This window comes from Maridesulfovibrio sp. (genome assembly GCF_963666665.1).
Lineage (GTDB): Bacteria > Desulfobacterota > Desulfovibrionia > Desulfovibrionales > Desulfovibrionaceae > Maridesulfovibrio.
In genome coordinates this window covers 2207360-2229653 of sequence record NZ_OY762999.1, presented here as the reverse complement: position 1 = coordinate 2229653, position 22294 = coordinate 2207360, and the positions used below count along the sequence as shown (strand labels likewise).

Below are 22294 nucleotides of genomic sequence, written 5' to 3'. Positions count from 1 at the left end.
GGAATGCGGACTCTGTTTCTTTACCCGATACGCTTTTATCAGAAGTTTATATCCCCGTTATTTCCGGGGTGTTGCCGCTTTCATCCAACCTGCTCGCAATACGCCATAGAGGCTATATCCCTTCATGGAGTGCTAAAAGGGGGGATGTACACTTTGTGGCGTCTGTTGCGTTGTAATCCGCTATGTAAGGGCGGATTCGATCCCGTTCCCGCCCATGAAAAAGTTCCACCGCGCAGTCCCGGTTTGATCTGAGGGACAAATTTTTAGTGAGAAAAAAAAGACATGGATAATAAACGCGTTATTTTGGCTGTAGCCCTTTCGTTTGCAGTTCTTCTCGGCTGGCAGTTCCTTTTCCCTCCCCAGCCGCAGCAGCCCGCGCCTGCCCAGCAGGAGCAAACCGCTCAACCAAATCAGGCCGTTGATTCCAATGTCGCCGGTCCTGTTTCAAACCAGCTTCCCGATCCCGCTTCCACAAGCGCTATTGTTTCCGCCAAGGGAACAAAACTTATCGTTGAAACTCCCCTCTATTCCGCAGTGATCAACTCACAGGGCGGCCTTCTCGAAAGTTTCAAGCTTAAAAAATTCAAGGCAACCATTGCTACTGACTCTCCCGATGTGGATATGGTCGGTACCAATGCTCTTGATAAAGCTCCCATGGGTCTTATCCTTAACGGTATTGCCACCTGGGCTAACGGCGTCTGGGGCTATGAAGGTGCAGACCTCAACCTTGCCGGTGACAAGCTCGGTACACTTATTTTTCGCGGCGATGTGGAAGGTTTCAGAATTGAGCGCAGACTTACTTTTCACGCAGACAACTACCTCATCGACGAAGACGTAAGGGTAATTAACACATCCAATCCCAGCGGTATGGGTCGTATTGCATTTACCACTGCAACCAAAAGCCTAACCGCTGCTGATGACCGTTACAACCCCACCAGAATAGCATGGTACAATACTGAAGGTCTGGTCGAAGAAAACGACCGTGACACCCTCAGTGAAACCGGTGTAACCGAAACCGGCAAAGTCGAATGGGCAGCTATTGATTCCAACTACTTCATCCTCGCCCTTGTTCCCGGTGCAGACTCCGTGACCATAAAGGGTAAGCTTCAGGATGATATTTTCCGTATTGCTGCTGAACAGAATGTCTCTTTTGATAAAGACATTGAGCGCAAGCTGTCCTGTTCTTACTACTTCGGTCCCATGGATGCTCAGCTGATGGCTAAAGTTCCCGGTGAACTTTCCAAAGCCATTGACTTCGGCTGGTTTGATATCATCGCCAAGCCCCTTGTTGTGGCTCTTGAGTGGTTCCACCAGTATACCCACAACTACGGTATTGCGATCATCCTGCTGACCATCGTGATCAAGATTCTTTTCTGGCCCCTGTCCCACAAGAGCTACAAATCCATGGAGCAGATGAAGCGTCTGCAGCCCATGATGGCCAAACTTCGCGAGAAGCATGGCGATGACAGGGAAGCCCTTAACAAAGAGATGATGCAGCTTTATAAGACATACAATGTCAACCCCGCAGGTGGTTGCCTGCCCATGCTGCTGCAGATTCCGGTTTTCTTTGGATTGTACAAGGCATTGATGGGAACAGTTGCCCTCAGGCATGCTGACTTTGTCCATTTCCTGCCTTTTACTGATATTGTCTGGTTGGCCGACCTTTCGGCAAAAGACCCGCTTTACATCACTCCTATCGTGATGGGTGCGACTATGTTCCTGCAGCAGAAAATGACTCCTTCCGCAGGCGACCCGACCCAGCAGAAAATCATGATGTTTCTGCCGCTCGTATTCACATTCATGTTCCTCAACTTCCCCTCCGGGCTGGTTGTATACTGGATGGTGAACAACGTACTCTCAATTGCACAGCAGTGGATGATGATGCGCAACGTTAAAAATTAGCGCGTAACAAGCTGATCGGATTTAATGGAGTGAAGAACAATCAGGAGATAGAATGAGCGAATTCATGGAATTCCAGGGGAAGAATTTGGACGAGGCGATTAATAATGCCTGTGATCACTTTAGTCTGAATCGCGATAAACTTGAGATTGAGATCATCAGTGGAGGTTCCACCGGGGTTTTCGGCCTGGTTGGAAAGAAAAACGCTAAAGTGAAAGCACGTCCCAGAGGTGGAGATAGCCGTTCTGCGCTGAACGATGATTCCAGAAGAGGAAGAGGTCATCAGCAGAGAAGGGAGCAGCCTGAAAAAAGACAGTCCAGACCTAAGTCTGACCGTCGCAGAGAGGAACAGGTTCCGGTTGCTAATGAAGAAGATAACTCTCCTGCTCCGCGTATAGAGCCCGAAGTTCCCGCAGTTAAGCCTGAGGCTGAAGTGGCTGTGAAGGAACAGGGTGAAGTTGCAATTAAGCCCGAGAGCGAAGTAGCTGTCAGAGAGGAAGCTCTTGCTCCGGCAGTTGCTGATATGTCTGATGACGGTTATGATGAAGAGTTTGAAGAGCGCGATGATCATCGCGAACCGCGCAGCATAATGGAAGGTGATCCTGAAGAGATCGCTGCCGCTGTGCGCGAAGCTCTTGAAACAATGATCGAACCGATCATTCAGGATAAGCCCAAACTCGAAATCGAAGTGGGCGAAGACCGCGTTAACGTGCTGGTTGATGATGAAGAAAATTCCGGCCTGATTATCGGTCGTGAGGGACAGACCCTGTCTTCCCTGCAATACCTCTGTAACCGTATGGTCTCCAAAAAATTGCAGACCTCCGTACGCGTACAGATTGATACAGGTGACTACCGTGAGCGTCAGGACGAAAAGCTCCGTCAGCTGGCTTGGCATCTTGCCGACAAAGCCATGCACACCGGACGCGTTCAGTCCACCAAGCCGCTGAGTTCTTACCATCGCAGAGTCGTGCACATGGCTTTGCAGGAAGACAAGCATGTAAATACCCGCAGTAAGGGCGAAGGCCCCATGAAGCGGGTACTGATCCTGCCGCGCCGCAGTCGCAGCGGAGGCGGAACAGGCGGTAGACGCAACGATAACTACGGTCGTGGTAATGACCGTTACGATTCCCGCAGCAATGATCGCAGCAGGGGACGTCGTGATCGCAACGATCGTACCGAGCATACCGATCGCAACGATCGTACCGAGCGTAATGACAATTACCGTGGTCGCCGCAACGAGCGTACTGATCGTACCGAGCGTAACGATAATTATCGCGGCCGTAATGACCGCAATGATAATTACAACCGTGGTCGCCGCAACGAGCGTATCGATAATTACAACAAGCGCAATGACAATTATAGTCAGGAACGCGATGAAAACTTCGGCAACCGCGAAGAATTCAACCGCCCTGCTCCTTTTGATAACGGTTACAGCAACCGCTATCAGGATGACAACTTCGGTAATCGTCAGTCGCGCTACAATAACAACCGCCGTAATGACCGCAATAAAGAAGGTAACAGCACTAACTACAACAGCGAGCGCTACAACCGTTATTAATTGTTCACGAGCGGTGAATAATGACTTTGAAAACCCCGTGGACTTCTGTCTGCGGGGTTTATCCTTTCTTTCAGGGAGACTTTGATATGTCCATCACTTCCACCGGAACCATTGCCGCAATTGCCACACCTCCGGGTGACGGCGGGGTCGGGATCATTCGCATCAGCGGCGAACAGGCTCTATCCATTGCCAACGATATTTTTCGTCCGGCAAAGGAATCCTTTTCCGGATTCAAGCCGTACACCATGCATTACGGTACTGTTGTTGATGCGGAATCCGTTGAGATCGACGATGTATTGACCGTGTTCATGCCCGGGCCTAATTCCTATACCGGGGAAGATACTGTTGAAATTAACTGTCATGGCGGCAGGGCCATTCTCAGTGCTGTTCTCGGTGAAGTTCTTGCCAAAGGTGCAAGACTGGCCAACGCCGGTGAATTTACCCTGCGTGCTTTCCTGAACGGGCGTATGGATTTGACACAGGCAGAGGCTGTAGCTGAGATGATTCATGCTCCTTCACGCGGCGCTGCACAGCTTGCCAAGGTCAAACTTTCCGGCGTGCTCGGTGAACGTATTAGCACTTTGCGTCTTCGCTTGGAAGAATTGCGTGCTCAGCTATGCGTTGCCGTCGATTTTCCTGAAGACGAGCTGGAATGCCTTCCCTTGGAGCAGATGCAGTCTGAAGTTGGGGATGCGGTTAAAAATATTTTTGAAATTCTTTCCGGTGTTGAGCGCACAAAGGCGTGGCGCGAAGGCGGGCTTGCTGTTCTTTCAGGAAAAGTAAATGCAGGTAAGTCCAGTCTGCTTAACGCACTGCTTGGGCGTAATAGGGCAATTGTTACCGATATCCCCGGCACTACCCGTGATTTTATCGAGGAAACTCTCAACCTTGAAGGTTTGCAGGTCCGCGTGGTTGATACCGCAGGCTTGCGCGAAACCAGCGATGCTGTTGAGCTTGCCGGTGTAGATATGGGCCGGGATCTGGCGTCGCAGGCTGATCTGGTATTGTTGATTATTGACGGTTCAAAGCCTTTCGCACTTGCTGACCTTGATCCGCAATTCGCTGATATGGCGGACAGATGCCTAGCAGTAATTAACAAGTCCGACCTTGAGCAGGCTGAGCCTGCTCCCGCTGAAATTATGCGTGAATCCGGGTATGAGGTTGTTGAAATTTCAGCTAAAAAGGGTCAGGGTATTGAGCGGTTGGCGGCACTGATTCGTGAGCATATCCTTCAAGGCGCAGGAGAGCCTGATCCCGATGAGCTGGTTCCCAACTCGCGTCAGGCTGTTTCCCTCAAAAAGGCTCTTGTTGAGCTTGAAGAGCTTATGGATGATATTGCTATGCAGGTGCCTTACGATCTGCTCGGAGTGCGTCTTGAATCTGCCTGCAGCTCTCTTTCCGAGATTACCGGGGAAATTACGCCGCAGGAAGTGTTGAATTCAATTTTTGAAAATTTTTGCGTTGGAAAATAAAATGGAAGACAGTAAATTTGTAGACCTTAAAGGCGTGACTTGCGGACTCGTGCCCATCATCGTTAACCATCTCGATACCACCTCCAATCCGTTGGTCGAGTTTCAGGTCCGGCTCGGTATCCGCGAAGAACTTATGAGTGGATTCGGAACAGGTGGCAACTGGGATATCGATGTAATAGATGATCTTGGCTGTGACCGTTTACGCTTTACCCGCCGTAAAGATTCTGATGAAGATCGCTTGAATATTGTTGAGTATTAAGGTGCCTCCGGCGGCTCTCCGATGGCCCTTCGGGGACCAAAGAACCCTTGTGACAAAGGGATTCTCTGGACACTCCTAAAACTTTTAATAATTGAGTTTTAAAATAGTTTTTAAAAGTTCAGAAGTTCGGGGGCATATGGCTTGTGATGACGGGTTCCAGCGAAGTCTTTTCAAGTCTTCCACCGTATCCATGTCTTGATGCTTTGGAAGAATAGCCGGATTTAGACTAAGCTTTTCTAATCGGGAAATTGTCTCGTTAAAGACGCTTTCTGTGCTCCATTCCATATCGTTGAAGATATAGTCAGTTAGAAATTCTTTCTGAAAACCGATCAGATAATAGCCCCCGTCACTTGCAGGTCCAATGCAGGCGGGGGCTTTTTTCAGGGCTTGTTCGGCTTGATGGACAAATTCCGGATCAAGGTCAGGCAGATCACTTCCGGTCAGGATGCAGACATCGAAGCCTAAATTGAATCCTTCCTGCAATGCCTTATGCATGCGCTCTCCGAGATCATTGCCCTGCTGCTGGATAAAAGTCCTGTTGCCCAGCCACTCTTTATATTTATCTTCTGGCTGAAAAGAATCGAAAGCTATGATCGGCGTGAATCCTGATTCGTCAAGATTATGGAGTATGTCTCCCACAAATGCACTGTAAAGCTTGGCTGCAGCCTCGTATCCGATGTCTTTGCCCAGCCTTGTTTTGACTTTGCCTGCTTCAGGAAATTTCACAAATACTATGACGGCACATTTCATGGTCAGGATTCCCTTCTACAATACATGGCTGCGAGAGTTTGAGTTCGTACACCGAGGCGGTGCAGCAGACGCAAAAAAGTGTTGCGCAGGGCGCAGCGTAGAGGGCCAGTGGATAAATAGCGGCGGGCGGAAGTGGTAATCGATTCTTTGAGAATGACGATTTCAAGTCGTTTTTTCTTGATAGTCTGAAAAAATTCCACATCTTCCATGAGCTGAATTTCGGGGAAACCGCCCAGTTCCAAAAATGTGGTTTTGGAAATAAAAATAGCTTGATCCCCGTAGGGAATCCGCTCGATTCTGCAACGCAGATCGGCGAGGAAGGCAATAAATTTCATAGTGCGTGAAGAAGAGTCAAAGCCAAGCTTGAAGGCTCCGGCAGTGGTGCAAGGCGCGCGAAGTGCTTTGCGGACAAGACTGCCCGCAGATGATGGCAGGGTAGTATCGGCATGAAGAAAGAGCAGAATGTCTCCTTCGGCCTTCTGCTCCCCATAATTCATTTGGACCGCACGTCCCGGAGGTGAAGCCAAAAGCAACACCCCAGCGTCGTCAACAGCGGACAGAGTAGATCCGTCAGATGAACCGTCGACGATTATTATCTCAGAATCATCCCCGCAACTTTCCTTCACATTCGCAATGCAGGAGCGAATAGTATCCGCTTCATTATACACCGGAATGATGACTGATATTTTCAAGCTTGATGACATAGTGCTGTACTATACTTTTTCCCCAGCCCGATAAAGAGGATAATTTGTAAACAGAGGCTAAGCCATATCAAAATTACCCGACACGACCAAGCTGGTCTTCTTCCATACGGGATTGGCAGTACACGCAGAAGCGGGTGGTCGGGTTAGCTTTGATTCGGGCGATGGCAATTTCTTCGCCGCAATCTTCGCAAATGCCGAAATCCCAGCTGTCTACCCGGCTCAAAGTTTCTTCCATATCCCTGATCAGTTTTGTCTCGCGCACATGCAGGGCAAGATTGATCTTCTGTTCGCTGATACGGGAAGCATATTCATTGTCATCAGCGCAGCTTTCAACAGCGGTATCACGGGTAGTGGTTCGCTTAATGAGTTCTGCAAGCTTTATTTCAAGATGTTTTCTGATGCTGGTTCTTTGGGAAGAATTCATAATTAACCTCCGACTTGGATTGTGGAATTGATTATTAATCCTTTGACTATGGGGCTTATACGTCCGGCTGTCTGGGAAAAAATCGCAATTCGGTTACGGAGATGAAACTTTATTATGAAGTTCAGGCATGGGCATGGGCAGTCCTATGAATATCCATGGGACTGCTTACTTATGACTCCGCTGGAGTTTAAATATATTGGCCTTATTTTTTAGTGCACTCAATGAATAGAAAGTTAGGCTTTGTCGTGAGTCTTTTGTAAGTTGCAGGATTAAGCTTCTGTATCTCTTTTTGCGGCATTCCTTCGTTCAGGGCGGTAACGCAAAGTCCTGCTTGAGTTATGGCGGAAAATAGCTCTGTAAGTGGTCTACGGTAAAATGAAACTTCTACAGGTTTACCAATTACGTCCCATTCCTCGGTGATCAGTTCTTTTTCAAAATAATTTCCGGAAACACTGCTTTTAAAATCAATAACTGGATGATGGGTAGAGAAAATGAATTGTCCATTCTGTTTTAGAACCCGGCTGATATCGGAAAAAAGGGGATTCAAGTCTTTAATATAATGGATTGTCAATCCACTGATTACCACGTCAAAAGATTTATCTTGCTCATTGGGTAGGCCTTTGGAAATATCTTGAGCGTATGCCTTGAGGCTGCTTTGGTTTTGTTTCTGGATCAGGTCGATCATTGCTTGGGAAATGTCGACGGCAGTTACATATGCACCTTTACTTGCCAGGTGTTTGGAGTGTTCTCCTGAAGCACATCCCAAGTCCAGTACTGTTTTGCCTTTGATATCAGGCAGCATGGCTTGCAGTGAAGGACGTTCGAAAAGTGCATTGTAAATATTTTGTTTGATAGCCTCACTGTATTCAGAGGCATAATCATGATATAGTTTGTTGTTCATTTTAGCTTATGTTTTGTGCTGGTTAAAAGAGAGCAAAGTTTAATTAACGTGTATTGAGGTTAAAAATGAACGTAAAATTAATAGACTAGTCAATTTTGCTGGTCCGCCCGAAAAGCTCGGTCATTTCACCGAGTTTTTCGCGTATAAGTGGGCTTAGCTGTCCGGGGGTGAGCTTCCATCCCCAGTTGCCGTCGGCTTCACCGGGGACATTCATACGGGCCTTGCCGTCGAGGTTGAGTAGGTCCTGCGCCTGAATCACACACAAGCAGCCTACGCTGGACATGAGCAACCTGATCAGCTCCCATGAAATTTTGGCGTCATCTATCCAGTTGTGGCCTAGATAGGATAGCAGGTGCTTGCGACTGACTTCGTCCGCATCTTCGAGGAACCAGCCTCTGTTGGTGTTGTTATCGTGAGTTCCGGTGTAGACCACGGAATTTCGTTTGTGGTTATGCAGGGCATCGCCGCAATAACCGATGTCATCGCCAAAGGAGAATTGCAGGATGTTCATGCCCGGAAGTTGGAAGCGGTCCTTAAGCCATATTACATCCGGTGTGATGTGGCCGAGATCTTCAGCGATAATTCGCAGGCAGCCTATTTCTTCAGTGAGTTTCTCAAAGAGTTGATGGCCGGGGGCAGGTACCCAGTAGCCTTCCATGGCTGTCTCAGCTTCGGCGGGAACTTCCCAATAGGCCGAAAATCCGCGGAAATGGTCAAGGCGTACCCAATGGTACAGTCCGAGATTGTGTTTCATGCGACTGATCCACCATCCGAAGCCGTCATTCTGGAGAACTTCCCAATTGTAAACAGGATTACCCCAGAGCTGGCCATTCTTACTGAAATAGTCCGGCGGAACACCGGCTACGCAATATGCTTCGCCCTTTTCGTCTAGTTTAAAAATATTGCGGTTGGCCCAGACATCTGAACTGTCGTGGGTAACGTAGATTGGTACGTCTCCAATAAGTTCCACCCCGATCTCATCAAGATGGTCTTTGAGTTGCCCCCATTGGCGGAAGAAAATCCATTGGCAGAATTTTACGTATAGGATTTCGCGGTAGAGCTTTTCGCCCCAATGACGCAAACCGTCTTCTGTTCGGTCGCGTATGTCTTCGGGCCATGTGACCCAGCTCTCACCTTTGAAATGCTTTTTCAGGGCAGTAAAAAGGGCAAAATCGTTGATCCAGTGCATATTATCCCAGATAAACTGGTTAAAAATCACTTCATCGAGGAGATTGTTCGCTACCCGTGCGAAAGCTTTGCGCAGTAATTCTTCCTTAACTCTTCCGGCTGTTTCGAAATCAGCATGATCGGTGTCGGGCAGGGTGTGTTGGAGAATGTCTTCATATTCCAGCAGGCCGTAATCGACCATAAGTTCCGGGCTGATCAAAAGCGGGTTGGCTGCATAAGCTGAAAATCCCGAATAGGGTGAGTTGCAGAGCTCCGGAGCTGTGGGAGTGATGGGCAGCACTTGCCAGAATCGTTGTCCGGCTTCAGCTAGAAAATCGGCGAAATCATATGCCGCCGGACCAAGATCGCCGACACCGAACCGGGAAGGCATTGATGTGAAATGCAAAAGAATGCCGCTGGAACGTTTCATTATATATCTCCTTCTTGCTCTGCATAATATGCTGCAGCCACGCTAAATCTAACATTATCATATTGCAGGGCAAGTGGGGAGATGTCCAGACGATATCTTTTAACCTGATTTAAACATCCCGGATCTGATCATCAATTCCGAAATTCCGAATGAAGGAAAAGGGCAAATGATTGTGCTGCTATCTTTATTTTTCCATCCTGAGGTAATATTTCCGGTAAAGCCGAGGCTCTTCCGGAGTAGGCGCTGGATGCACTGTAAAGTTCGGTGTTCCAGACCCCTTCCGGCAGGTATTGGGCAATCGCGCTTTCTGTATCATCCTTGGAAAAATTGAAGAGTACTGCAGCGTATTTCCTGTCTCCGTATGTCGAGTTGCGGAAAACTAAAATTACCCCCGGTGCTATCTCCTGCACATGGCATCGATGGCGACATGGTTCATGAATGGTAGGGTGCTCCTTCCTGATTTTCAGCAGGTTGCGGTAAAGGGCCAACATTGCACGGCCTTGATCGCTTTCAATGTTCATCCAATTCAAACAGTACTCATCAGGGCAATTCCCGTCCTGCGAGTCATTGAAATTATTGAAAGGTGCGCTTTCGCCGTATTCATCACCCATGAAAATCATCGGTACATAGGGTGAAAGCAGTGTTGCCCCGGCACTCAGTTTTGCTGCTTCGAACCCGGCATTTTTAATTATGCGGCACTTGGATGTGTCGCCGTAATTTTCTTCATGACCTTGAGAGTAAACAATAAATTTGCATCCGCTCAGCTCTGATTTATTGCGTCCCTGCCGTCTCAGGTAGTGATTCGAAATTTCACCACGGTAGGCAAAACCGTACTGCATTGCCGCAACCATGCGTTCCGGGGCTGCATAATCTTTAAAGCGTCCTTCATGGTTTCCGGTTATCTGACTATGAAGCGCGCAGTAAAAGTCATCGCTGTAAAGGGCATCCAGACCGTAGCCTCCTTTTTCCGGCGGCAGTACCGGGCGCAAGGCATTTCGTTTGTCTCCATTGATAAGCACACAAGTTCTGTTGTTCTGGCTGGCAAAATCCTTGATTCTATTTGCTAATTCCTCAAGGAAATGGATGGGAGTCTGATCAAAAATCTGATCGGCATCTTTAATGCGCAACCCGTCAACATGGTAGTCGCGCAACCACGAAAGAGCACATTGAATGTAAAATTCTCGAACTCCGTAGCTATACTTTTCATCGAAATTTAAAGCCCGGCCATTAAGGGAATTGTATTTATTGCTAAAGAATGGGGCGTAGGCATCTTCCAGCGCAGCAACCGGAATCAAACTTCCGAAGGATACATCCAGTATAACCGCTATGTTTCGCAAGTGGCATTGCTTAATCAGGGCCTTCAGGTCTTCAGGATTTCCGTATGGAGGGTGTACTGAATAAGGGAAGGTTGTTTCATATCCCCAGCCCTGAGTTCCGGCGAAGTTTGATACAGGCATCAGCTGTAAGGTGTTGATCCCTAGCTCGCTAAGGTGAGATAGTTTGGAGATGAGTCCTTGAAAATTCTTTTCCGGGCTGAACGTGCCAATATGAGCTTCGTAGAGTATCATTTCGCTCATGGGCAGGCCGGAAAAATTATCCCCGCTCCAGTCAAAAAAATGGTGGCCTATTACAGCAGAGGCGTTTTTTAAATCGTCCGGCTGCCAGGATGAAGCCGGGTCAGGAATGCTAGGGCCGTCATCAAGCACATAAGAATAGAGGGCTCCGGACTGAACTTCATCTAACGTGATTTCGTGAAAACCATACTGGGACGGAATTAAAGTGTAAAAGTCGTTTTGTTGGTTTTGTATCTTTATTTTAACCTGTTGGGCGTGCGGAGCAAAAATTCTAAAAGAACATTTTCCATCTTCCTGAAGCCGTGCACCGAAATATTTTTCAGTCATAGATCTGCCCGTAGTAAAAATATTTTGTTTTTGCGAAAATAATAATGTATACTGATACCAACAGTCGGCTCGTCTTTTGCATGTGATTGAGTACTTGCATCTCGTAACAGCATTAGGAGGCAGACCATGAATAATTATCAACACCGCGAAGCGTCTGAGGAGCGGGTCAAGATCGCTGAAGTCATGGCCGGGGAAAGCGCAATACTCCATGAATTGGATTTTCAGGATGTAGCCATTTCGACCCACGCTGTACTGACCCTGAAGAAAGCTGCCGTTGCAGTGATGCAAAGATTTATGCCCGGTAGCCGGCCCGAGACACTGACCAATTCACAAGCTATAGCCTTTTTTATAGATCGTGTGTTTTGGGATCAGGATACGAAGGGGTTGATACTGTGCGCAGACGTGGCTGAACGCAGTTTCTGTATCCCAATCCCAAGGGATCATTGGCATATGAAAGCCGATCTTGGAACTATTCAGTAGTCAATTTTCAAACGGTTGACAAGTACAAAATAAGGCAGACATTAATTTGTCTGCTTTTTTATTTTTCTTAGCATATAGAATGGTCTATTTCTTGGGCTAGGTCGGTGAGGTGAAAATGTAAGGCACATGTCACTGCAAGGTAACACAGGCGGGAATCTGTCCGGTTAAAGTAATTTAACAAAAATTAATAGCCGGGAGTTGTTGATGGGACGTGAAACCTGTTCAGATTTATTCAGTTTGAAATCACCGTTTGAGGATCCTTTCAGGGGGGCTTTGTTCTCGCTCGTAGAAAAACCACTGTCACACCTTTTGTGCCTGCCACGTTTGAACTTCTTATATGACAGATTGCACGATGAAGAGCACTGGCTTGAAAAAAAACACGATGATTTTGTGAGTAAGGCATTAAGCCTGTTAGGTGTAAACGTGGAATTGGATACGCAGGAATTGAAAAGGATTCCTAAAAGCGGACCTTCAGTGGTGGTGGCGAATCATCCTTTCGGCGTTGTGGAAGGGCTGATTCTAATTCAGTTACTGAAAGCGGTTCGACCGGATGTCAAAATCATGGCTAATTTCATGCTCGGATTAATTCCAGAGATGAAAGATTATCTGATAGCAGTGGATCCCTTCGGACGCAAAGGGTCTCATTTAGGTAATATTTCCGGACTCAAGGAAGCCGTTGAATGGGTGAAGTCCGGCGGCATGCTTGCTGTATTCCCCGCCGGAGAGGTCGCTAGTCTCAATATCAAGGGAGCCAAGGTGGAAGACCCGGCATGGAGTCCGTCAGTCGGCGGGATTATCAAGCGCACCGGAGCCAGTGCCACGCCAGTATTCTTTAATGGTCGCAATAGTGTGCTCTTTCAGGCAGCAGGCATGATCCATCCTTCCCTGCGTACTGTACTTTTGCCTCGCGAAAACCTGAAACAAAAATCAGGACCGGTTGAGTACGCCGTTGGTAATACTATCAGCGGAGAGCGTTTGGCATCATTTGATGACAAACAGGAGCTCATGGAATACTTGCGTTTCCGCACATATAGCCTGCATTCGCGTTTCAAAAAGAATCGAATTTTCTTGCCCGCCTTCAAGAAAAAGGAAGCCAGTATCAGTGATCAGGTTTCACAGCGCAGGATCATTACCGAGCTGAGCATGCTTGGGTCGGAATCCGTGCTGGTGGAGAATAACGAATTTGCGGTGCATGAAGTCCATGCTGCTAATTGCCCCTTTGTTCTGCACGAAATAGGGCGTTTGCGAGAAAAGACTTTTCGTCAAGTCGGTGAAGGAACCGGGCAGGCTGTTGATGTGGATCGTTTCGACAATACCTTTATCCATCTGGTTCTATGGCATAAGGAAAGCAATGAAATTGCCGGGGCTTATCGAATCTCCCGAGCAGATGAACAGATCAGGAGATTCGGGTTGAACGGGGTTTACAGTCATTCCTTCTTCCGTTTTGATCCCAAATTTTTCGATAAAGTCAGTCCGGCCCTTGAGCTGGGCAGGTCCTTTATCCGGCCCAGTTATCAAAAGAATTTTTATTCGTTGATGATGCTTTGGAAAGGGATTGCCGCTTATCTCGCGCGCAATCCGCAGTACCGCTATCTGTTCGGGTGCGTAAGCATTTCCAATGACTATAAGAGAATATCCCGTGAATTGATTGCTGATTCTTTGCTGAAACATAATGGACGCACGGATTTGGCGGAGCTTATTTCCCCGGCCCGGCCTTTGAAATTCAAGAAGCTGAAGGCATGGCAGAAAAACTTACCGGGTGTTTTCTTTGCTGATGAGTCCGACTTGGAGAAAGTAGTTCAGGATATTGAAGGAGGCGGAGGAATTCCGGTCCTGCTGCGTCATTATTTGAAGATCGGCGGCAAGCTGGCCGGTTTTAACGTAGATCCTGATTTCGGCAATGCACTTGACGGATTAATCGTGGTCGACCTGCTGGAAACTTCCGAACGCAGCCTGTTCAAGTTTATGGGCAGGGAGCAGGGAAGGGAATATTTGGATTACCATCTAAAATCTTCGGCTGCTGGGGATAGGAAAGATTGCGGTTGCCCAAGTAATGATGAAAAAGTGGCCTAGGCCCAATTTAACGTTAATATAAATAAACGCCCTCTTTTACGGTGTTAAAAAGAGGGCGTTAAATTAATTTACGGTCTCCCTCCAATAGTGGTGAAGCCATAATGAAAGGTTTTGGGATTCTTAAATCCTTTTGCAAAAGGGTTTAAGCCGCCGGAGGCAAAATTAAATTAATTCTTCCAAAGCAGCGCAGAAGTTTTCAATATCCTCTTCGGTGGTAGACCAAGAGGTCATCCAGCGCACTTCACCGGTTTTTTCATCCCAGATGTAGAATGGGAATCTTTCCTGTAGCTTTTCCACTGCATGCTCAGGGATAATGGCGAATACACCGTTTGCTTCTACCGGACGGGTGATTTTTACACCCTCAATGGCTCCGGCTTTTTCTGCCAGCTTACGGGCAAGTGAGTTTGAATGCTCAGCATTCCTTTTCCAGAGTTCGTCGGTAAGCAGGGCTTTGAACTGTGCGCCTACGTAACGCATCTTTGAGATAAGCTGCATGTTCTGCTTGCGGATATACTCGAAATCCTTGCCTAATTCAGGGGTGATGAAAACCGCAGCTTCAGCACACATGCATCCGTTTTTGCTTCCGCCGAAGGAAAGTACGTCCACTCCGCAGTCAACGGTCATTTCCTTGAAAGTTACCCCGAGTGCGGCAGCAGCATTGGCGATTCTAGCTCCGTCCATGTGCACGTAGAGTCCCTTGCTGTGAGCAAAATCACAGATGGATTTGATTTCAGCCAGACTGTAAAGGGTTCCAAGTTCGGTGTTCTGGGTAATTGAGACTACTGCTGGCTGCGCACGGTGCACATCCGGTTCGGAAGGGACCAGAGGCTTGATGGTTTCCACGCTGATCTTTCCGTTTTTGGTCTCAGCCAGCATAAGCTTGATACCCATGCTTTCCGGTGAACCGCATTCATCAACATTGATGTGGGCGTCTTCAGAGCAGATGACACTGTTCCAGCTTTTGCAGAGATGGCGCAGGATCAGGGTGTTGGTAGCTGTCCCGGTGGTCAGGAAGAAAATTTTGGCCTGTTCGCCGAAGTGGGTTTTAAAAAGTTTTTCAGCTTCCGCAGAAACCGGGTCGGCACCGTAGGAGGACATGTGGTCCTCGTTAGCTTCCATGATGGCTGTCATTATTTCGGGATGGACCCCGGAGTAGTTGTCGCTGGCAAATGATCTCATGGGAAAACTCCTCATCAAATAAGGACAGCATCCCCATCAAGGGTATGCTGTCCGGTTCGTAACTGGATTGTGGGAAAGACGTGATTTAGCTGAGGTGGGGCAGGATGTAAGGGGAAATGAATTTGCTGATCACTCCGGCCATGATGCCGTAACCTTCCGCGTTCGGATGGACTCCGTCGCTTTCCTTGAGGGCCTTGATGTAAGCGGGATTTTCCCGCAGGGGAGAATTAATATCCAGACAGGGAATGTCAAGTTTTGAGCATATTTTATTGAACTCAGCAGAAAGATTTATTGTTCTTTTGTCTTTCTCTTCATTAATCATGGGCGGTGGAGTGATGAGCAAGGTTGCATAGTTGTTTTTTGCGCTGTGGAGAATATTTTCAGCACAGGCCTTGCTCTGCTCAAGCGAAATGTCTTTAACCGCGTCAGGTGCACCCATACAGAATATCAGCAGAACCGGAGCATCAGGATTGACGCGGTCGGCGGCTTCTTTCTCCCAGCGGGATTCAATATGTGCTGTGGTGGATGCCCGTACGCCGAGATTGTACGCTGTCAGTTTAGCTCCTTGTGGATCAAGCTGTTTGCAAATTCTTCCGGCCCAGCCCAGCCGCTCCGAGTCACTAACTCCTGATGTAAGTGAGTCTCCAATGAATAAAAGTTGCATTTTCATATTCCTTTTAAAGTGTTATGCTTCATATCCTTGCTTTTGCTGCAGGGAGATTTAAATTTGAAGGAATCATACAGTGAGGCTGTTGTAAACTTTATATTGTTGATTATAAGAAATACTGCCGTAAAAAGATAGTGCAATTCAATCTCAATTAGGCTATCAGTTTGTTCGCCTAAATAAATGGCGGAAGGTAATATTAAATGGATCATAAAAGTGTAATAAGTTTTAAAGACGTATGTTTCGGGTACGGTCAGCATATGGTGTTGGACCATGCCAGCTTTGAGATAATGCCGGGAGACTATCTTGCTGTAATCGGACCTAACGGGGGCGGCAAAACCACTTTGCTCAAGTTGTTGCTGGGGCTGATTGAACCGCAACAGGGCAGTATTGAAATACTGGGTATGCCTCCGGGCAGGCATGGCGGGCGCATCGGTTATATGCCGCAGTACACGACAGTTTCCGCCAGCTTTCCCATTACTGTCCGTGATGCAGTTCTTATGGGTAAGGTTTCTCCGGGCTTTAAGGGAGTCTTCGGCCTGAGTTTCGGAAATGGTTCCGCTGGAGAGGTTGAAAAGGCTCTTGAGCGGGTTGGGATGCTAGAGCATATAGACCGCAAAGTCTCCGATCTTTCAGGTGGACAGAAGCAGCGGGTTTTCATTGCCCGGGCTATTGTGGATGAACCGAAGATGCTGCTTCTGGATGAACCTGCTGCCAGTGTGGATCAGGCCGGTAAAAGCGGTCTTTACTGCCTGCTCAAAGAACTTAATGCAGAAATGACCATTGTTATGGTCAGTCATGATATTTCTGTACTCGGACAGGGCGTGAAATCTGTTGCCTGCGTCAACCGCAAAGTGCACTTGCATGACCAGCCCAAGATTACCCGTGAGTTGCTCAGCGAGGCTTATGGCGAAACCCTTAAGGGTACATGTCCTATTGAGTTGGTAACTCATGGAGAACTTCCGCACCGTGTGCTGGAGTTTCATCCTGAATCAGATGAGACTGAAGGAGACTGGAATGCTTGAGGCTCTGAGTTATGAATTCATGCAGAATGCGCTCATGGCCGGTTTACTGGCGTCCATTATCTGCGGGATCATCGGTGCGCTGGTAGTCGTCAACAGGGTGGTGTTGCTGGCCGGAGGGGTGGCCCACGCTTCCTATGGCGGGGTGGGGCTGGCTTTTTATCTAGGCCTGCCTATGCTTCCGGTTACTGCTGGGTTCGCAGTTTGCGCGGCCTTGCTCATGGCTTTGGTGACCATGCGTGTAAAGGAGAGGGCAGATTCTTTTATCGGTGTTATGTGGGCTGCTGGTATGGCTTTGGGGATTATTTTGCTGGATATAACCCCCGGCTACAATGTGGATCTGATGAGTTATCTGTTTGGCGGTATCCTCGCCACACCCAAGTCTGACCTTATGCTCATGGGGGGGCTTGCTGCCTTTGTTCTTCTGATCGTACTATCCTGCTACAAGGGCTTCTGGGCCATGTCGTTTGATGAGGAGTTCGCCCGTTCGCGCGGTGTTCCGGTAACTCTGCTATATTTCATCATGCTGGCGCTTATTGCGCTCAGTGTGGTTATGGTCATCCGCGTGGTCGGTTTGATTCTGGTCATCGCCCTTTTGACTATTCCACCCCAGATTGCAGAGAGCAGGACATCATCCCTGTTTTCCATGATGGTCCTTTCTTCCATTTTAAGTATGATTTTCTGTGTGAGCGGACTACTTCTCTCATATCAGCTGAATCTGTCTTCGGGGGCTACGATAATTGCCGTCAGTGTCGCGGGATTTCTGATTTCGGCAGCCTTGGGCAGGATGCGTAGAGTTTATTAATAAATAGCTCTCGGTTTTACCTAAAATCGGGAGTCTTGTCTTTTTAGACTCTACCGTTTTTATGCTCAATGGCCCAAAGAGCAAGATTCAATATGTTCCAGACAAAATTCTTGTGCTTCTTCCGTCCTGATACATGCTCATCAATGCGGTTGTTCAGCGCATCCATATCAAAGTACTGTTGCAGGAAAGGCGTAGCCTGACTGATGGCATCGAGAGTGAAGTCCGCTGAATCTCCGCTGGTCCATTTTGCAACGGGCATGGAGAAGCCCTGCTTACGGCGGTAAAGGATATCCTTGGGCAGGTAGCGCTCGGCAAGCTTCTTGAGCAGGTATTTTGATTCACCGCCCTTGATCTTTAGCTCAGGCGACAGGCTGGCCATGTATTCGAAAAGTTCATGATCAAGCAGCGGAGAACGTACTTCAAGGCTGTGGGCCATGGAAGCAATGTCCACCTTCACCAGCAGGGCGTCGGCGAGGAAATGGACAGTATCCATCCAGAGCAGCCGTTCTGCCGGATTGTGGGCGTGTGCACAGGCATGCCGGGAAAGTTCGTACATCCATTTGAAGGTGGATTGCCCCAACTGCTCGCGAACGTCAGCGCGGTAAACATCATTTTTATAGCTGGCGACCTTGAATTCATTGCGCAGTATGCGTTTGAATTCCGGGTGGAATTTGCAGATCATCTTACGGCGCATTTTCCCCAGTGCCGAATTGCTGCTGAAAGCGCTGGCAATATTCTTTTCGGGCAGAACTTTTTTGCCGATCAGGGGGGCTAATGCGGAAGCCAGTTTTACGTGAGTGTATGCAGAATATCCACAGGCCAGTTCATCTCCTCCATCTCCGCTGAGGGCAACGGTAACGTGCTTGCGGGTGGCTTCGCTGAGCAGCATGGTTGCCAAGGCTGCGTCATCGGAAAAAGGTTCACCGTATTGGCGGACTACTGCGGGCAGCATGTTTTCAAATTGAGCCGGGTCCAGATATTCCACATGATGATTCACACCCAGATGTTTCGCTACCTTGGCTGCATGACCTGACTCATCGTATTTCTTCTCGTGGAATCCGATGGTGAAAGTATCTATGGATTTACTTCCGGCTTCAGCCATAAGCGCAACAACGAGGCTGGAATCGACTCCTCCGGAAAGCAGTGCCCCAAGCGGAACATCACTCTCCAGCCTGATTCTGGTTGCTTCCAGAAGTTGGCTGTGCAGGGATTCCAGTACCTCTTCTTCGGAACAATTAATTTTTCTGGTGAAATCAAGGGACCAATAGCGATGCAGAGAAAGCCCATGAGCATTCACAATGCCGTAATGGGCGGCCGGAAGTTTTCTGATGTCTGCGTAGATGGAAAAGGGTGCCGGAACGCATCCGGTACTCATGAACAGGTCTATGGCCTGCACGTCGACATCTTTTGAAATGTGAGGATGGGATGCAAGGGCACGAATCTCTGAAGCAAAGATGAAACTGTTGCTGCTTTGGGAGTAAAAGAAGGGTTTTTTACCGAGGCGGTCACGCGCAATGAACAGTTGTTTCTTGGCCTTATCCCAGATGGCGAATGCAAACATGCCGCGCAGCATGGAAATACATTTTTCACCGTATTCCCCATAAAGCTTGAGCAGGACTTCAGTATCCCCGGATGAATTGAAGGTGTATCCTTTACCGATCAATTCTTCGCGCAGCGATTTGAAATTGTATATTTCCCCGTTGAAAACAATGAGATTTCCGGTTGCCGGATCCTTCATGGGCTGGTTGCCGAGATCGGAAAGGTCGAGGATGGAAAGCCGGGTATGTCCCAGTGCGATATTTTCCTCTGCGTGGATATGCTGAAAATCAGGTCCGCGATGGGAGATTAGGTCGAGGATAGGTTTAATGTCTCCGGTGTGTCCGCCGGGATTGAAATAGCCTGCAATTCCACACATGATTGCTTTACCGCCAAGTCATAAGGTTTGATGTTTTCATTATGAAAGCTGGTTACACAGTGTTTTTTAACGGGTCAACAGACATGCTCATAAAAAAGGCGGCATCCTGTTGGGAAACCGCCTTGTAAGTCTATTTGTAGTCAGCCTTATGACTGCATATTTCTGATCAGTTCCTTGATCTTGGAGGCCAGTTCCGCAACTTCCGAAATGGCCAGAGCAGACTGAACCGTGGTTTCAGCTGCTTCGGCTGAGATTTCGTTTATCTCTTCTGTGGCGCGGCTGATTTGTTCACTTGATGCAGATTGTTCTTCTGCTGCCGCTGCAATTCCTTCGATCTGATTTGCAGAGGTTTCTACCATGTGTACGATTTCATCAAGGGCATCACCGGATTTTGATGCAAGATCAGTTGATTCAACAATGGATTTAACTGCGTTTTCAGTGGCACTGATGTTTGTTCTGGTGCTGTCCTGAATGGAGGTAATTGCTTCACCAACTTCTTTTGTTGCATCCATGGTTTTTTCAGCCAGTTTGCGTACTTCATCGGCAACAACTGCGAATCCGCGACCGGCTTCCCCTGCACGAGCGGCCTCAATGGCAGCATTAAGCGCCAGCAGGTTGGTCTGATCAGCGATGTCGGTAATAACGTTCATAACCTTTCCGATGGAGTCAGTGCGCTGTCCGAGTTCTTCCATGCTGGATTTGAGCTCTTCGGAATTCTGCTCAAGGGCCTTAATGGAGGTTACAACCTGTCCAACAAGATTCTGGCCTTCTAATGCTTTTTCCCTGGTAACGCGGGCATTTTCAGAGGCTTCTCCGGCATTACGGGCAACTTCCATAACAGTGGCGTTCATCTGGTCCATGGCAGTTGCCGTTTCACTGGCTCTCTGCTGCTGGACTTCGGCACCCCTGCGTGATTCATCAACCTGAGCTGAAAGTTCATCTGCAGCAGAAGCAAGCTGATCGGATATTTCGTCCGCATCTTTTGCTGTTGCCGCGATGGTGTCACGCTGGGCGGTAATGGCCTTTTCGTTTTCCTTGATGGTTGTGATGTCATTCATGATCATGAAGGCACCGATGAGTTTCTTGTCAAGGTCATGCAGCGGCGCTACGTCAATGATGGTGTAGAATTCTTTGCCACCCTTAGTGTGGCCCTGTACTTCTATTTCGGAGAAACTGGTCTCTTCTTTCAGGCAGCGGTCAATTGTATCGCGGATAGTCTGGACATTGACCAGATCGTTGGAGCGTTTTCCTATATAGCTATCAGCGTTACCGCTCAAACCGAATTGATCAATGATATGCTGGTTGATGAAGGAAACCTTTTTTTCAAGGTCCACAACAACGCAGGGCAGGGTCAGTCCACTGAGCAGACCGCTGGAAAAACCGAGCTTGTTCTTCAGTTCAAACACCATGTGTTTAACTGAATTAATGGTTCGGCCAACCACGTCATCTGCTTCGTATTCAAGCTCGGAATCGTAATCTCCTTCAGATACTTTGGCAGTAAAGTCGGAAAGCTGCTGTAGCGGTCTGGTGGTGGCTTTGATCATCAGCAGCAAGATGAAAGCTGAGATGGAAAGAGCTACCACGGCGATGATTACGTTGGTTATGAAAATGTCGCGGTCCACGCCATGAGACATATCGGCTGTCTTCATCACAAATGCAAATGACCAGTTCCATGGTTTGAAGTCGGTTATATAAGCGGAAGTAGATTCCCCGTCCTTGTCGTATTCAATTTCCCCTTCATCTGTGTCGGCAAAAAGTTTCCAACTAGGGGTGTCTTTCAAATTCTCACCGGTAAGAGTCGGGTGGAGCATGATCTCACCATTACTGTTGAATATCATTGCGTAACCCTTTCCTCCGACATTTGAAGCCAGAACGGATTTCTTAAAGGCATCAGTAATGATTTTACGCCCTACATAAATAACGCTGACAATATTACCGCGCAGGTCGGTCAGGGGTTTATAGGCGGTGATGTACCATGCGTTAACAACATAAGCCATGCCATAGTAAGTCTTACCTGACATGACGGCTTTATATACAGGGCTTGAGTCAGGGATGTAAGTTCCGGTTGCCCGGTTTCCGTCAAGCTTGAGCACGTTGGTTGATACACGCAGAAGTTTGCCGGGAAGGACTTCGAAAATTGTGGCTGTTCCGCCGATTTCTTTTTTGAGATCGTCAACGATATCAAACTTGTTGTTAACCGGTATTCCTCCGAACTCAAGGCTTGGTATGCTTACAGTTTCACTTTGTTTGGTGAGCTGGTTAGTGATGGTTTCTTCAATGGGGTGGCGTTTGTTGAGCTTCGGAAAGCCGAGTGAAAATATTTTTTTATCCAGAATATCTATGTCTGCTTTTACCTTGTCCATCAGGATGTCATTCTGCATTTCCATGAGTGAATGAACGCTGTCAGCGATTGATTTCATGGATGTTTGACCCAGTGTATGAAGCGAATCCTGCACCTTATACAGGTTTATCCCGGTCATGAATATGATTGTAGCCAGAACGATTAAGACTGCTCCAAGCATAAGTTTTGTTTGAAATGCCAGCTTCTTCAACATGCTCTCTCCCTGATCCAAAGTTAGATACGTTTGCCAGTCTTGGTAGCGTTTTCCCTCACCGCACGCAGATCCAGCTTAAAATATGTTTAAGAACTGTGGGATTCAGTTCTTCAGGACATTGAGTTATTCGGCATGA

19 protein-coding genes are annotated in these 22294 nt (G+C 47.9%); 9 read left to right on the top strand and 10 right to left on the bottom strand.

Going from position 1 to position 22294, the window contains the following annotated elements:
• Positions 1-3: 3 nt before the first annotated feature.
• The 5 genes from yidD to ACKU40_RS10285 all read left to right on the top strand — a co-directional run bounded on the left by yidD (position 4) and on the right by ACKU40_RS10285 (position 5188).
• Positions 4-252 carry a membrane protein insertion efficiency factor YidD gene (yidD, locus tag ACKU40_RS10305; protein ID WP_320172717.1) on the top strand — a complete coding sequence of 83 codons (249 nt, stop codon included), beginning with the start codon at positions 4-6 and terminating at the stop codon, positions 250-252.
• Positions 253-282: 30 nt separating this feature from the next.
• Positions 283-1902 carry a membrane protein insertase YidC gene (yidC, locus tag ACKU40_RS10300; RefSeq protein ID WP_320172716.1) on the top strand — a complete coding sequence of 540 codons (1620 nt, stop codon included), beginning with the start codon at positions 283-285 and terminating at the stop codon, positions 1900-1902.
• Between the two features lie 52 nt (positions 1903-1954).
• Positions 1955-3457 carry an RNA-binding cell elongation regulator Jag/EloR gene (jag, locus tag ACKU40_RS10295; RefSeq protein ID WP_320172715.1) on the top strand — a complete coding sequence of 501 codons (1503 nt, stop codon included), beginning with the start codon at positions 1955-1957 and terminating at the stop codon, positions 3455-3457.
• 92 nt (positions 3458-3549) lie between these two features.
• Positions 3550-4929, top strand: coding sequence for a tRNA uridine-5-carboxymethylaminomethyl(34) synthesis GTPase MnmE (gene mnmE / locus ACKU40_RS10290; protein ID WP_407944336.1), 1380 nt, complete (start codon positions 3550-3552; stop codon positions 4927-4929).
• A 1-nt stretch (position 4930) separates the two neighbouring features.
• Complete coding sequence (locus tag ACKU40_RS10285; RefSeq protein ID WP_320172714.1) at positions 4931-5188, top strand: hypothetical protein; 258 nt, start codon at positions 4931-4933, stop codon at positions 5186-5188.
• A gap of 84 nt (positions 5189-5272) precedes the next feature.
• On the opposite strand, the gene ACKU40_RS10280 is transcribed toward ACKU40_RS10285, so the two are convergent.
• The 6 genes from ACKU40_RS10280 to ACKU40_RS10255 all read right to left on the bottom strand — a co-directional run bounded on the left by ACKU40_RS10280 (position 5273) and on the right by ACKU40_RS10255 (position 11465).
• Positions 5273-5938 carry a TIGR04282 family arsenosugar biosynthesis glycosyltransferase gene (locus ACKU40_RS10280; protein ID WP_320172713.1) on the bottom strand — a complete coding sequence of 222 codons (666 nt, stop codon included), beginning with the start codon at positions 5936-5938 and terminating at the stop codon, positions 5273-5275.
• Positions 5939-5940: 2 nt separating this feature from the next.
• Positions 5941-6642, bottom strand: a complete 702-nt coding sequence (locus ACKU40_RS10275; RefSeq protein WP_320172712.1) for a TIGR04283 family arsenosugar biosynthesis glycosyltransferase — start codon at positions 6640-6642, stop codon at positions 5941-5943.
• Positions 6643-6715: 73 nt separating this feature from the next.
• A complete protein-coding gene (locus ACKU40_RS10270; RefSeq protein WP_320172711.1) occupies positions 6716-7066 on the bottom strand; it encodes a TraR/DksA family transcriptional regulator in 351 nt (116 codons plus the stop codon).
• 202 nt (positions 7067-7268) lie between these two features.
• Positions 7269-7967, bottom strand: a complete 699-nt coding sequence (locus ACKU40_RS10265; protein WP_320172710.1) for a class I SAM-dependent methyltransferase — start codon at positions 7965-7967, stop codon at positions 7269-7271.
• A gap of 85 nt (positions 7968-8052) precedes the next feature.
• Entirely contained in the window at positions 8053-9564 is a 1512-nt protein-coding gene (gene malQ, locus ACKU40_RS10260; RefSeq protein ID WP_320172709.1) for a 4-alpha-glucanotransferase, read from the bottom strand.
• A gap of 131 nt (positions 9565-9695) precedes the next feature.
• Positions 9696-11465 (bottom strand): alpha-amylase family glycosyl hydrolase, encoded by a 1770-nt coding sequence (locus tag ACKU40_RS10255; protein ID WP_320172708.1) that lies wholly within the window; start codon positions 11463-11465, stop codon positions 9696-9698.
• Positions 11466-11591: 126 nt separating this feature from the next.
• Here ACKU40_RS10255 and ACKU40_RS10250 point away from each other — a divergent pair, with 126 nt between their 5' ends.
• Both ACKU40_RS10250 and ACKU40_RS10245 read left to right on the top strand, forming a co-directional pair.
• Positions 11592-11945, top strand: a complete 354-nt coding sequence (locus ACKU40_RS10250; protein ID WP_320172707.1) for a hypothetical protein — start codon at positions 11592-11594, stop codon at positions 11943-11945.
• 390 nt (positions 11946-12335) lie between these two features.
• Positions 12336-14018, top strand: a complete 1683-nt coding sequence (locus tag ACKU40_RS10245; protein WP_320172706.1) for a GNAT family N-acyltransferase — start codon at positions 12336-12338, stop codon at positions 14016-14018.
• A gap of 162 nt (positions 14019-14180) precedes the next feature.
• On the opposite strand, the gene ACKU40_RS10240 is transcribed toward ACKU40_RS10245, so the two are convergent.
• Together ACKU40_RS10240 and ACKU40_RS10235 are read right to left on the bottom strand one after the other, a co-directional pair.
• Positions 14181-15197, bottom strand: a complete 1017-nt coding sequence (locus tag ACKU40_RS10240) for a low specificity L-threonine aldolase (RefSeq protein ID WP_320172705.1) — start codon at positions 15195-15197, stop codon at positions 14181-14183.
• An 85-nt stretch (positions 15198-15282) separates the two neighbouring features.
• A complete protein-coding gene (locus ACKU40_RS10235; RefSeq protein WP_320172704.1) occupies positions 15283-15861 on the bottom strand; it encodes a GDSL-type esterase/lipase family protein in 579 nt (192 codons plus the stop codon).
• 203 nt (positions 15862-16064) lie between these two features.
• On the opposite strand from ACKU40_RS10235, the gene ACKU40_RS10230 reads away from it, so the two are divergent.
• Positions 16065-16886, top strand: a complete 822-nt coding sequence (locus ACKU40_RS10230; RefSeq protein WP_320172703.1) for an ATP-binding cassette domain-containing protein — start codon at positions 16065-16067, stop codon at positions 16884-16886.
• Positions 16879-17688: a metal ABC transporter permease gene (locus tag ACKU40_RS10225; protein WP_320172702.1), complete on the top strand. Its 810-nt coding sequence runs from the start codon at positions 16879-16881 to the stop codon at positions 17686-17688. Before ACKU40_RS10230 ends, ACKU40_RS10225 begins: the two co-directional genes overlap by 8 nt.
• Positions 17689-17731: 43 nt before the next feature.
• On the opposite strand, the gene asnB is transcribed toward ACKU40_RS10225, so the two are convergent.
• Both asnB and ACKU40_RS10215 read right to left on the bottom strand, forming a co-directional pair.
• Entirely contained in the window at positions 17732-19603 is a 1872-nt protein-coding gene (asnB, locus tag ACKU40_RS10220) for an asparagine synthase (glutamine-hydrolyzing) (RefSeq protein ID WP_320172701.1), read from the bottom strand.
• A gap of 146 nt (positions 19604-19749) precedes the next feature.
• On the bottom strand, positions 19750-22158 hold the full coding sequence (locus ACKU40_RS10215; protein ID WP_320172700.1) for a Cache 3/Cache 2 fusion domain-containing protein: 2409 nt from the start codon (positions 22156-22158) through the stop codon (positions 19750-19752).
• Positions 22159-22294: the final 136 nt, after the last annotated feature.

Excerpts from the sequence above, each read along its gene's own strand:
- yidD (WP_320172717.1), top strand. The coding sequence starts at position 4 with ATGCGGACTCTGTTTCTTTACCCGATACGCTTTTATCAGAAGTTTATA.
- yidC (WP_320172716.1), top strand. The coding sequence starts at position 283 with ATGGATAATAAACGCGTTATTTTGGCTGTAGCCCTTTCGTTTGCAGTT.
- jag (WP_320172715.1), top strand. The coding sequence starts at position 1,955 with ATGAGCGAATTCATGGAATTCCAGGGGAAGAATTTGGACGAGGCGATT.
- ACKU40_RS10285 (WP_320172714.1), top strand. The coding sequence starts at position 4,931 with ATGGAAGACAGTAAATTTGTAGACCTTAAAGGCGTGACTTGCGGACTC.
- ACKU40_RS10280 (WP_320172713.1), bottom strand. The coding sequence starts at position 5,938 with ATGAAATGTGCCGTCATAGTATTTGTGAAATTTCCTGAAGCAGGCAAA.
- ACKU40_RS10275 (WP_320172712.1), bottom strand. The coding sequence starts at position 6,642 with ATGTCATCAAGCTTGAAAATATCAGTCATCATTCCGGTGTATAATGAA.
- ACKU40_RS10270 (WP_320172711.1), bottom strand. The coding sequence starts at position 7,066 with ATGAATTCTTCCCAAAGAACCAGCATCAGAAAACATCTTGAAATAAAG.
- ACKU40_RS10265 (WP_320172710.1), bottom strand. The coding sequence starts at position 7,967 with ATGAACAACAAACTATATCATGATTATGCCTCTGAATACAGTGAGGCT.
- malQ (WP_320172709.1), bottom strand. The coding sequence starts at position 9,564 with ATGAAACGTTCCAGCGGCATTCTTTTGCATTTCACATCAATGCCTTCC.
- ACKU40_RS10255 (WP_320172708.1), bottom strand. The coding sequence starts at position 11,465 with ATGACTGAAAAATATTTCGGTGCACGGCTTCAGGAAGATGGAAAATGT.
- ACKU40_RS10250 (WP_320172707.1), top strand. The coding sequence starts at position 11,592 with ATGAATAATTATCAACACCGCGAAGCGTCTGAGGAGCGGGTCAAGATC.
- ACKU40_RS10240 (WP_320172705.1), bottom strand. The coding sequence starts at position 15,197 with ATGAGATCATTTGCCAGCGACAACTACTCCGGGGTCCATCCCGAAATA.
- ACKU40_RS10235 (WP_320172704.1), bottom strand. The coding sequence starts at position 15,861 with ATGCAACTTTTATTCATTGGAGACTCACTTACATCAGGAGTTAGTGAC.
- ACKU40_RS10230 (WP_320172703.1), top strand. The coding sequence starts at position 16,065 with ATGGATCATAAAAGTGTAATAAGTTTTAAAGACGTATGTTTCGGGTAC.
- ACKU40_RS10225 (WP_320172702.1), top strand. The coding sequence starts at position 16,879 with ATGCTTGAGGCTCTGAGTTATGAATTCATGCAGAATGCGCTCATGGCC.
- asnB (WP_320172701.1), bottom strand. The coding sequence starts at position 19,603 with ATGTGTGGAATTGCAGGCTATTTCAATCCCGGCGGACACACCGGAGAC.
- ACKU40_RS10215 (WP_320172700.1), bottom strand. The coding sequence starts at position 22,158 with ATGTTGAAGAAGCTGGCATTTCAAACAAAACTTATGCTTGGAGCAGTC.